The organism is Burkholderia sp. (genome assembly GCF_018375725.1).
Classification (GTDB): Bacteria; Pseudomonadota; Gammaproteobacteria; order Burkholderiales; family Burkholderiaceae; genus Burkholderia.
Map to the genome: position 1 here is coordinate 1 of NZ_JAHACR010000207.1, position 7,718 is coordinate 7,718.

The 7,718-nt window shown below is 65.3% G+C and carries 12 protein-coding genes; 4 read left to right on the forward strand and 8 right to left on the reverse strand.

Annotated features, from left to right (window positions below; translation table 11 throughout):
• Nucleotides 1–448: helix-turn-helix domain-containing protein (locus KH616_RS18270; RefSeq protein ID WP_292249070.1), on the reverse strand; the 448-nt coding region annotated here is incomplete at its 3' end.
• A 76-nt stretch (nt 449–524) separates the two neighbouring features.
• On the opposite strand from KH616_RS18270, the gene KH616_RS18275 reads away from it, so the two are divergent.
• A complete protein-coding gene (locus tag KH616_RS18275; protein WP_292249074.1) occupies nt 525–1,712 on the forward strand; it encodes an acyl-CoA dehydrogenase in 1,188 nt (395 codons plus the stop codon).
• 306 nt (nt 1,713–2,018) lie between these two features.
• Here KH616_RS18275 and KH616_RS18280 read toward each other — a convergent pair whose 3' ends face one another.
• The gene (locus tag KH616_RS18280) at nt 2,019–2,657 is read right to left on the reverse strand and encodes a peroxiredoxin (RefSeq protein WP_292249077.1); all 639 of its coding nucleotides are present in this window, start codon (nt 2,655–2,657) and stop codon (nt 2,019–2,021) included.
• A 306-nt stretch (nt 2,658–2,963) separates the two neighbouring features.
• Between KH616_RS18280 and KH616_RS18285 the strand changes: the two genes are divergently transcribed.
• From KH616_RS18285 to KH616_RS18295, 3 genes are all read left to right on the forward strand, one after another.
• Nucleotides 2,964–3,266, forward strand: coding sequence for a YqjD family protein (locus KH616_RS18285; RefSeq protein WP_292249097.1), 303 nt, complete (start codon nt 2,964–2,966; stop codon nt 3,264–3,266).
• A 124-nt stretch (nt 3,267–3,390) separates the two neighbouring features.
• Nucleotides 3,391–3,780, forward strand: a complete 390-nt coding sequence (locus tag KH616_RS18290) for a phage holin family protein (RefSeq protein WP_292249080.1) — start codon at nt 3,391–3,393, stop codon at nt 3,778–3,780.
• Nucleotides 3,781–3,823: 43 nt separating this feature from the next.
• Nucleotides 3,824–4,270: a DUF3318 domain-containing protein gene (locus KH616_RS18295; protein WP_292249083.1), complete on the forward strand. Its 447-nt coding sequence runs from the start codon at nt 3,824–3,826 to the stop codon at nt 4,268–4,270.
• A 212-nt stretch (nt 4,271–4,482) separates the two neighbouring features.
• Here KH616_RS18295 and KH616_RS18300 read toward each other — a convergent pair whose 3' ends face one another.
• The 6 genes from KH616_RS18300 to KH616_RS18325 form a co-directional block, all read right to left on the reverse strand.
• Nucleotides 4,483–4,908 carry a type IV pilin protein gene (locus KH616_RS18300; protein ID WP_292249085.1) on the reverse strand — a complete coding sequence of 142 codons (426 nt, stop codon included), beginning with the start codon at nt 4,906–4,908 and terminating at the stop codon, nt 4,483–4,485.
• A 14-nt stretch (nt 4,909–4,922) separates the two neighbouring features.
• The gene (locus KH616_RS18305) at nt 4,923–5,426 is read right to left on the reverse strand and encodes a hypothetical protein (RefSeq protein ID WP_292249100.1); all 504 of its coding nucleotides are present in this window, start codon (nt 5,424–5,426) and stop codon (nt 4,923–4,925) included.
• A gap of 38 nt (nt 5,427–5,464) precedes the next feature.
• Nucleotides 5,465–6,319, reverse strand: coding sequence for a PilW family protein (locus tag KH616_RS18310; RefSeq protein WP_292249088.1), 855 nt, complete (start codon nt 6,317–6,319; stop codon nt 5,465–5,467).
• Nucleotides 6,309–6,716, reverse strand: coding sequence for a prepilin-type N-terminal cleavage/methylation domain-containing protein (locus KH616_RS18315; protein ID WP_292249090.1), 408 nt, complete (start codon nt 6,714–6,716; stop codon nt 6,309–6,311). The genes KH616_RS18310 and KH616_RS18315 overlap by 11 nt, the downstream gene beginning before the upstream one ends.
• Nucleotides 6,713–7,276 carry a GspH/FimT family pseudopilin gene (locus KH616_RS18320; protein WP_292249093.1) on the reverse strand — a complete coding sequence of 188 codons (564 nt, stop codon included), beginning with the start codon at nt 7,274–7,276 and terminating at the stop codon, nt 6,713–6,715. The genes KH616_RS18315 and KH616_RS18320 overlap by 4 nt, the downstream gene beginning before the upstream one ends.
• 160 nt (nt 7,277–7,436) lie before the next feature.
• A partial coding sequence (locus tag KH616_RS18325; protein ID WP_292249095.1) for an ATP cone domain-containing protein occupies nt 7,437–7,718 on the reverse strand: 282 nt, incomplete at its 5' end.

Here is a 7,718-nt window from a genome sequence, read left to right on the forward strand (position 1 = left end):
TCGTCAGCATCGACAGCCGCGAGCCGGGCGCGAGCCCGAGCGTGAGCGCGGTCTCGCTGCGGATCGTTTCCAGATAGATCATGTCCAGCCCGTCGCGGCAGCCGAGCGACACCGCCGCGCCGATCTCGCGCGCGAGCGCCTGCATGTGCGGCCGCGCGAGATCGATCGTGCGCGTGCCGGACAGCAGCGCATAGCCGAGCGACAGCACGCCGGCGTCGAGCGCGTACTTGCCCAGCATCTCGTCGTAACGCAGATAGCCGAGCACCGTCAGCGTGTACGCGAGCCGGTTCACGGTCGCCTTCGGCAGACCGGTACGCGCGGCAAAATCGCGATTGCCGAGCATCGTTTCGCCGGGACGGAAGGCGCGCAGCAGGTCCAGCCCGCGCGCGAGCGCGACGACGAACTTGCGCTCGTCGATCGGTTGATCGTCGATGGTTGGAAGCGTCATCTGGTGCTACACTGGGATCAATTTGCAAAACATTGTTCCGCATAGCGGAACTTCAGTCAAGCGAGGAGACGACACGATGGGCGCTGCAACCTTTCACTGGGACGACCCGCTGCTGCTCGACCAGCAGCTCACCGAAGAAGAGCGAATGGTGCGCGACGCTTCACGCGCGTACGCCCAGGACAAACTGGCGCCGCGCGTGACCGAGGCGTTCCGCCACGAGCGCACCGACATCGGAATCTTCCGCGAAATGGGCGAACTCGGCCTGCTCGGCCCGACGATCCCCGAACAATACGGCGGCCCCGCACTCAACTACGTGAGCTACGGCCTGATCGCGCGCGAGATCGAGCGGGTCGATTCGGGCTACCGGTCGATGATGTCGGTGCAGTCGTCGCTCGTGATGGTGCCGATCCATGAATTCGGCTCGGATGCGCAAAAGGAGAAGTACCTGCCGAAGCTCGCGACCGGCGAATGGATCGGCTGCTTCGGCCTGACCGAGCCGAACCATGGCTCCGATCCGGGCGGCATGGTGACGCGCGCGAAGAAGGTGCCGGGCGGTTATTCGCTGTCGGGCGCGAAGATGTGGATCACGAACTCGCCGATCGCCGACGTGTTCGTCGTCTGGGCGAAGCTCGAGGAAGACGGCCGCGACACGATCCGCGGCTTCATTCTCGAGAAAGGCTGGAAGGGCCTGTCGGCGCCGGCGATCCACGGCAAGGTCGGCCTGCGCGCGTCGATCACAGGCGAGATCGTGCTCGACGAAGTGTTCGTCCCGGAAGAGAACCTGATGCCGAATGTCTCCGGCCTGCGCGGCCCGTTTACGTGCCTGAACTCGGCGCGCTACGGGATCGCGTGGGGCGCGCTCGGCGCCGCCGAATCCTGCTGGCACACCGCGCGCCAGTATGTGCTCGATCGCCGGCAGTTCGGCCGGCCGCTCGCCGCAAACCAGCTGATCCAGAAGAAGCTCGCCGACATGCAGACCGAAATCACGCTCGGCCTGCAAGGTGTGCTGCGCCTCGGCCGGATGAAGGACGAAGGCACGGCGGCGGTCGAGATCACGTCGATCATGAAGCGCAATTCCTGCGGCAAAGCGCTCGACATCGCGCGGCTCGCGCGCGACATGCTTGGCGGCAACGGGATTTCCGACGAGTTCGGCGTCGCGCGCCACCTCGTGAACCTCGAAGTGGTCAACACGTACGAAGGCACGCACGATATCCACGCGCTGATCCTCGGTCGCGCACAGACGGGCATCCAGGCGTTCTTCTGACTCTGGCCGGCGGCGCCCGCCTGAAGACACGGCCCGGCCTGAACTGCACCCAAAGGTCGGATCGACATCCAACGTTCGGGGCGCAGTTCAGCCAGCCGAAACCCAAAGGGCCGAGTTCTGTGCAGTACGGAACTCGGCCCTTGTCCTCAGCCCTTCCTGGCCTGGCACGCCTGAACCGTCCAGCTGTCGAGGTTCAGTTCACGGCTTCGAAGCCGGGCAGGCCGTTGGCTCATGCGCCGGAGCAGGCGGGCTCGCTCGCCACGCAGCGGACGAGGCCGCCGCCTGCGAGCGGCCTGCGCGCCGGGCTTACTTGTTCGGCTGCGGCGTGAGACGCAGGTACGGGCGCACTGCGTTGAAGCCCTTCGGGAAGCGCTTCTTCAGTTCCTCCGGATCCTGCAGCGACGGCACGATCACCACGTCGTCGCCGTCCTTCCAGTTGCCCGGCGTCGCGACCTTGTAGTTGTCGGTCAGTTGCAGCGAATCGATCACACGCAGCACTTCGTCGAAATTGCGCCCGGTGCTGGCCGGATACGTGATGATGAGCCGCACCTTCTTGTTCGGATCGATCACGAACAGTGAACGCACGGTCAGCGTCTCGTTCGCATTCGGATGAATCATGTCGTAGAGCTGCGAGACCTTGCGATCCGCATCGGCGATGATCGGGAAACCGACGACTGTCGCCTGCGTATCGTTGATGTCGCCGATCCAGCCCTGATGCGACTCGACGCTATCGACCGACAATGCGATCACCTTCACGTTGCGCTTCTCGAATTCGCCCTTCAGCTTCGCGGTCAGCCCGAGTTCCGTCGTGCACACCGGCGTGTAGTCGGCCGGGTGGGAAAACAGGACGCCCCAGCCGTCGCCGAGCCACTCGTGAAACTTGATGCGGCCGAGGCTCGAATCCTGTTCGAAATCCGGCGCGATGTCTCCAAGACGCAGACTCATGTTGTTCCCTCCTTGAACGATGCATGACGAAATCGCCCCGCGCCCACGCGCGGGACAGTCGCGTAGCTTACGGGAAGCGGATGAACATGCGAACGATTATTCCGTTCGATATACATATATTTTTGTCATTTTTGACCGACAGACGATCGAAGACGGGAAACTTTTACGCATAATCGGGACTCTTTCAATCCTTTACACGTGGTTTACCATGCGGCCATGTGCCGCCGTGGGTCATCCCGGCTCGCCAGCAGACACGCGTTTCGCTACGATGTGAACCTGCAGCATGACAGCATGAAGGGAGTTGCAATGTCGGAAATCAACAAGGAGAAACTGATGTCGGATATCAAAACCGTTCTCGCGGATGCCGAAGATCTGCTCAAGCAAGCCGCGAGCAGCACGGGCGACCGTGCGGCCGAACTGCGCGAGAAGGCGATGTCGCGCCTGAAGCAGGCCAAGGAAAAGGCAGCCGACGTTCAGGTCGTGGTGGTGGAGAAAGGCAAGAAGGCCGCGCGCGCGACCGACGACTACGTGCATGAGCATCCGTGGACGTCGATCGGCATCGCCGCTGGCGTCGGCGTGCTGATCGGCCTGCTGGTCAACCGCAAGTAACGCGGCTTTCACCGACGTGCCTCGCCGGCCGCCCGGATGCGGCCCGCGGGCGCCAAAGCTGGCCGGTGGTCACACCGGTCGGCTTTGTCTCAGCCGTTTTCCGCACGCGCCAAGCACAATACTCATGACCACAGACAACACATCGCAGCAGTCGGGCCACGGGCCGTTGCGCCGTTTCGTCAGCTCCGCGATCGGGCTCCTGCAAACGCGCCTCGAACTGGCGGGCATCGAACTCGCCGAGGAGAAGGAACGCCTGATGGGCGTGCTGTTCCTCGGGCTCGCCGCGATGATGCTGGCGACGATGGCGCTCATCAGCCTGACCGTGCTCGTCGCGATCGCGTTCTGGGACACCTATCGCTGGCAATCGCTCGCGGCCATCACCGTGCTGTATGCGCTGGCCGGCGCCACATGTGCGCTGAAGGCGCGTGCGGGCCTGCGCGATGCGCCGACGATGTTCGAAGCCACGCTGAACCAGCTCGAGAAAGACCGCGAACTGTTCCGCGGCAACCCTTGAGCGCGCACGCGTTCGTCCTTTTCACTCCATTCGCCGACGCGCCATGAGCCAGAACGCCACAGGCAATCCATACCGCACATCTGCATCGCATTCGCGCCTGAACGCCACGCAGCTTCGCGCCATTCGCAAAGAACTGCTGATCTTGCGTTCCGATGTCGAAAGACTGGAACTGGTCGAGGCCGGCATGGAACTGCGGCAGGCGGTCGCCCCGTTTCGCTGGCTCAAGGTATTCGTGCCGGGGCTGTCGGGCAGCTCGCTCGGCAAATCGGCGAAGAATCTCAATTCGAGCCTGAGCAACCTGGTCACGCAGTATCCGCTGCTCAGCTCGCTCGCCTCGCTCGTGATCGCCAAGCCCGTGCGGTCGCTGTTGCTCCGAAGCGCCGGCCCCGCGCTGAAATGGAGCTCGCTCGGTTTTGCCGCGTGGGAGATCTATCAATTCTGGAAGCAGTTCCGCAACGAACTTACGGCGAAGCCGGACAGCGACGATTGACACGCAACGGGCATCGCGCCAAGGCGTTCCGGATGGCGCGCCGCCAGCCTTGATTCGCGCGGTACCGTTACACATCTTCGCCCCTCGGGTCGCGGTTCTCTTATGTCCCCCGATCGCCCTCCGTCTTTTTGGACGCGGCCCGCCCGCGCTGACCGTTCACCGGCGCCGGCGTTCACCTGGCACGCCACACGCTGTACGCCGACGCGGCCACATCAACGAACGCCCCAGCATGCCGGATCCCACTCGTCCTCCCCGTTTGCCCTGAGATTGCCTTTCGTCCCGTCGCCTCGCAGCGTGAATGTCCCGCACGGATCGTCCCGCATCGGCCCGTCGTCCAGCGGCCGCGCATCGATCCGGTAGGCCGCGAATGCACCTTCATTCGGACGGCGGATTTCCAGCCGATAAACGGCGCGTCCGTCCGGCGGCGCATGCGCCAGCGAATCCGGCAAGGCGGAAGGCAGCGCGCCGTCGAACGTTTCGAGATAGTGCGCCGCGCGGTAAAGCGCGGAAACGGCCGCGGCCCGATGTCCCTGCGCGATATGCTGCCGATACGAAGGAACCGCAAAACTCGCCAGTAATGCAACGATCGCCAGCGCCATCATCAGTTCGAGCAACGTGAAGCCGGACGGCCGACTCATCGTGATCCGCCGGCTCATCGATGTGCGGACGCGACACGACGCCACCGCCGCGTGACGATTACACCGTCGCGAATCCGCACCTGCATCTGCAGCCATGCGGTTGCCGACATGTGCGCGCCGGTGCCACGCGCGGTGACCAAATACGCGTGATCATCCGCGCGATCGCCGATGCGCCACGCCTCGATCAGGCAGCGCGGCGGCCGTGCAGAGATCGGCCATTGAGCGAATGGCTCGATCGCTTCGGGCATCGCAAATGCAAGCCTGTCGCGCCAGGCATCGGGCTCGGCGCCCGACGCGCCTGCCGGTATATAGGGCGCGCCGCCCTGCCGCAAGCGCGCCACGCAGACGGCCAGTGCCGCATCGGCCGCATGGAACGCAATCAGGTGATCGGACAGCGCGCGCGTCCTGCGTGCTTCGGTCAACGCCGATTCGAACCATGCCCCCGTCAGTGCCGCGATGGCCGCGCCAACTGCGACGACAGCAGGCAGCGCCATACCGGCATCGCGACGCGACGGCATTCGGCATGCGCAGGCCATCCCGCTCACTCCCGTTCGGTTCATCGCAGACCTCCGGATTCGTATCGGTTGCCGGGTCGCCCAATGACGTCGGCGTTGGCGCCGCTTCCCGGATCGCCTGCCGTATTTCTCAGGGCGACGATGCGACTCAAGGTCAGCCGGGCGCGACCGTCGTGCGGGACGACAACGTTGCCATCGCAATCGGAATAACGGACCGGCACCGGCATCGACTCCCCGCTCGCACGCACGCAGACATGCACGGCAATCACCGTGCGCCAGTCATCCGCACGCATCGTGCTTGCATCGGCAAAGCGCGTCTCGCCGTGTCGCAGATAGCGAAAGCGCAGCTGGTCGACGCCCGCGACGACGGGTTGCGCGATGCCGCGACGCCCGTTCCCTTCGCAATACAGCTCGGGTCCGCCCGTCGACTGACTGACACGGGCATCGAAGCGATTCGACACGAGCGAACGCTCGCCTGGTGCGCCGACACTTTGTCCCAGGCAATCCGATACGTGCCCCGTTGCGGTCGGCCATGTCGACACCGTATCGCCCACGTATCGAACCAGCAATGAGTCGGATGCTCCGCGCATCGCCTCGCACCACGGCTGCGAATCCGGACCGCGCACCCTCGCCGACGCACATCCGAACAACGGCGCCACCGGCGAGACCGTATCCGCATCGAGCGGCCGGAATCCCGCCATCTGGATCTGCTGCCCGACCAGCGTCAGCGCGGTGCTCGCGGCATCGCGCATGCGAAACGCATCGTCGGCACGCCGTTGCGCCAGGCGCTGGGCTTGAAACAGCGAACCGACTGCCGCCAGCACGAGCAGGCCCGCAGACATCGCGATCAGCACTTCGAGCAACGTGTGCGCGCGGGCGCGGCGTTCAGCGCTCATTGGCACGCCCTCGCACGAACGGGATGCGCACGCACGACAACATCTGCGCCGATGGCGACGCCGCGTCGCAGCGCGCGGGCGCAGCCGCATCGTCATCTCGCCATCCGACTATCGCGAGCTGCACGCCGCCCGCCCCAGTGCCGATCGTGATCGTGCCTTCCGGCAGCAAGCCCGTGGCCGGCGCCGACACGCCGATGTGCGCGTCCGGGGCCATGCGCATACGTTCGATTTGCGCGTCGGCAAGCCACAGTGCGCGTTCGCGCCAGATCATCGTTCGTTGCGCGCGCATCATCGAGATCTGGCTGCCGGCGACCGCGAGCATCATGACGGCGAGCAGCGCGACGGCCACCATCACCTCGATCAGCGACGCGCCGCGCATCGCACGGCACGTGCTCATGAAACCGCCTCGCATCGCCCGTTGGCGACGCGCGCCCGGCCACCTGCCGCAATCCGCACGCAGCGCGACGATCGCGTATCGTCCGCGGCAAACATCACCTTTCGCGGACGCAACTCGAATCGACGCAAGCCGCCCGCCACCTGCCCGGCCGGCGGCGCAAACGACAGGTCGCGCGCCGCGCCGGTGACGAGGACTTCCGCATCACGTGGATACCGTCGCAACACATGCACGTGGTCGTCGACGTGCGCACGCACGACCCAACCGCACGACCAGCCGACCGCGTCGCATGGCTCCCCGGCGCGCAGGCATTGTCCCGTATCCCCGGCACGGCACAGCGTGACGCGCACGCCGAGACGCACGGCCTCGGCCCGCGCAAACGTCAACGCGCCGAGCAGCGCGCGCGTACGCGCATCGACACGTTCTCGCACGCGCCACTGCTCGGCCACGGGCGCCGCATAGAACCCAAGCCCGGCCAGCAACGCGATCACGACCATCAACTCGACGAGCGTGAAACCGCCCGCCCACCGCCCGGCCGCTTCGACAGCCCTGTTTCGATACATCGCCGCACTCCGCCAACGCAATGCGACGACTGTAGCGACGCGCACGGCAGCGCACCATCTGCCGAACGGCCAGCTGGCGAGACACGATCACGCCGGCCACAATCGGCACGAGACGATCAAACGGGAAAGGAAGGGAGATGCGATGGAACGGCGCAGCGCTTCAGCGCTTACGCTCAGGCTTCGCGGGCGATGCGCGACGGAATTCTTCGATCACGTCGGCAAATTCGGAAACGTCCTCGAACCGGCGATACACCGATGCGAAACGGACATAGGCAATCGTGTCGAGGCCGCGCAACTCGTTCATCACGAGTTCGCCGAGCTTCTCGCTACGCACTTCGCGCTCGCCGGTCGCGAGCAGTTGATATTCGATTCGGGCGACCGCCGCGTCGATCGCGTCAGCCGCAACCGGCCGCTTGCGCAGCGCGAGTTGCATGCTGGCGAC

Bases quoted from the DNA above. Each gene is read 5' to 3' on its own strand.
- KH616_RS18275 (WP_292249074.1), top strand. From the start codon at position 525: ATGGGCGCTGCAACCTTTCACTGGGACGACCCGCTGCTGCTCGACCAG.
- KH616_RS18280 (WP_292249077.1), bottom strand. From the start codon at position 2,657: ATGAGTCTGCGTCTTGGAGACATCGCGCCGGATTTCGAACAGGATTCG.
- KH616_RS18285 (WP_292249097.1), top strand. From the start codon at position 2,964: ATGTCGGAAATCAACAAGGAGAAACTGATGTCGGATATCAAAACCGTT.
- KH616_RS18290 (WP_292249080.1), top strand. From the start codon at position 3,391: ATGACCACAGACAACACATCGCAGCAGTCGGGCCACGGGCCGTTGCGC.
- KH616_RS18295 (WP_292249083.1), top strand. From the start codon at position 3,824: ATGAGCCAGAACGCCACAGGCAATCCATACCGCACATCTGCATCGCAT.
- KH616_RS18300 (WP_292249085.1), bottom strand. From the start codon at position 4,908: ATGAGTCGGCCGTCCGGCTTCACGTTGCTCGAACTGATGATGGCGCTG.
- KH616_RS18305 (WP_292249100.1), bottom strand. From the start codon at position 5,426: ATGCCGTCGCGTCGCGATGCCGGTATGGCGCTGCCTGCTGTCGTCGCA.
- KH616_RS18310 (WP_292249088.1), bottom strand. From the start codon at position 6,319: ATGAGCGCTGAACGCCGCGCCCGCGCGCACACGTTGCTCGAAGTGCTG.
- KH616_RS18315 (WP_292249090.1), bottom strand. From the start codon at position 6,716: ATGAGCACGTGCCGTGCGATGCGCGGCGCGTCGCTGATCGAGGTGATG.
- KH616_RS18320 (WP_292249093.1), bottom strand. From the start codon at position 7,276: ATGTATCGAAACAGGGCTGTCGAAGCGGCCGGGCGGTGGGCGGGCGGT.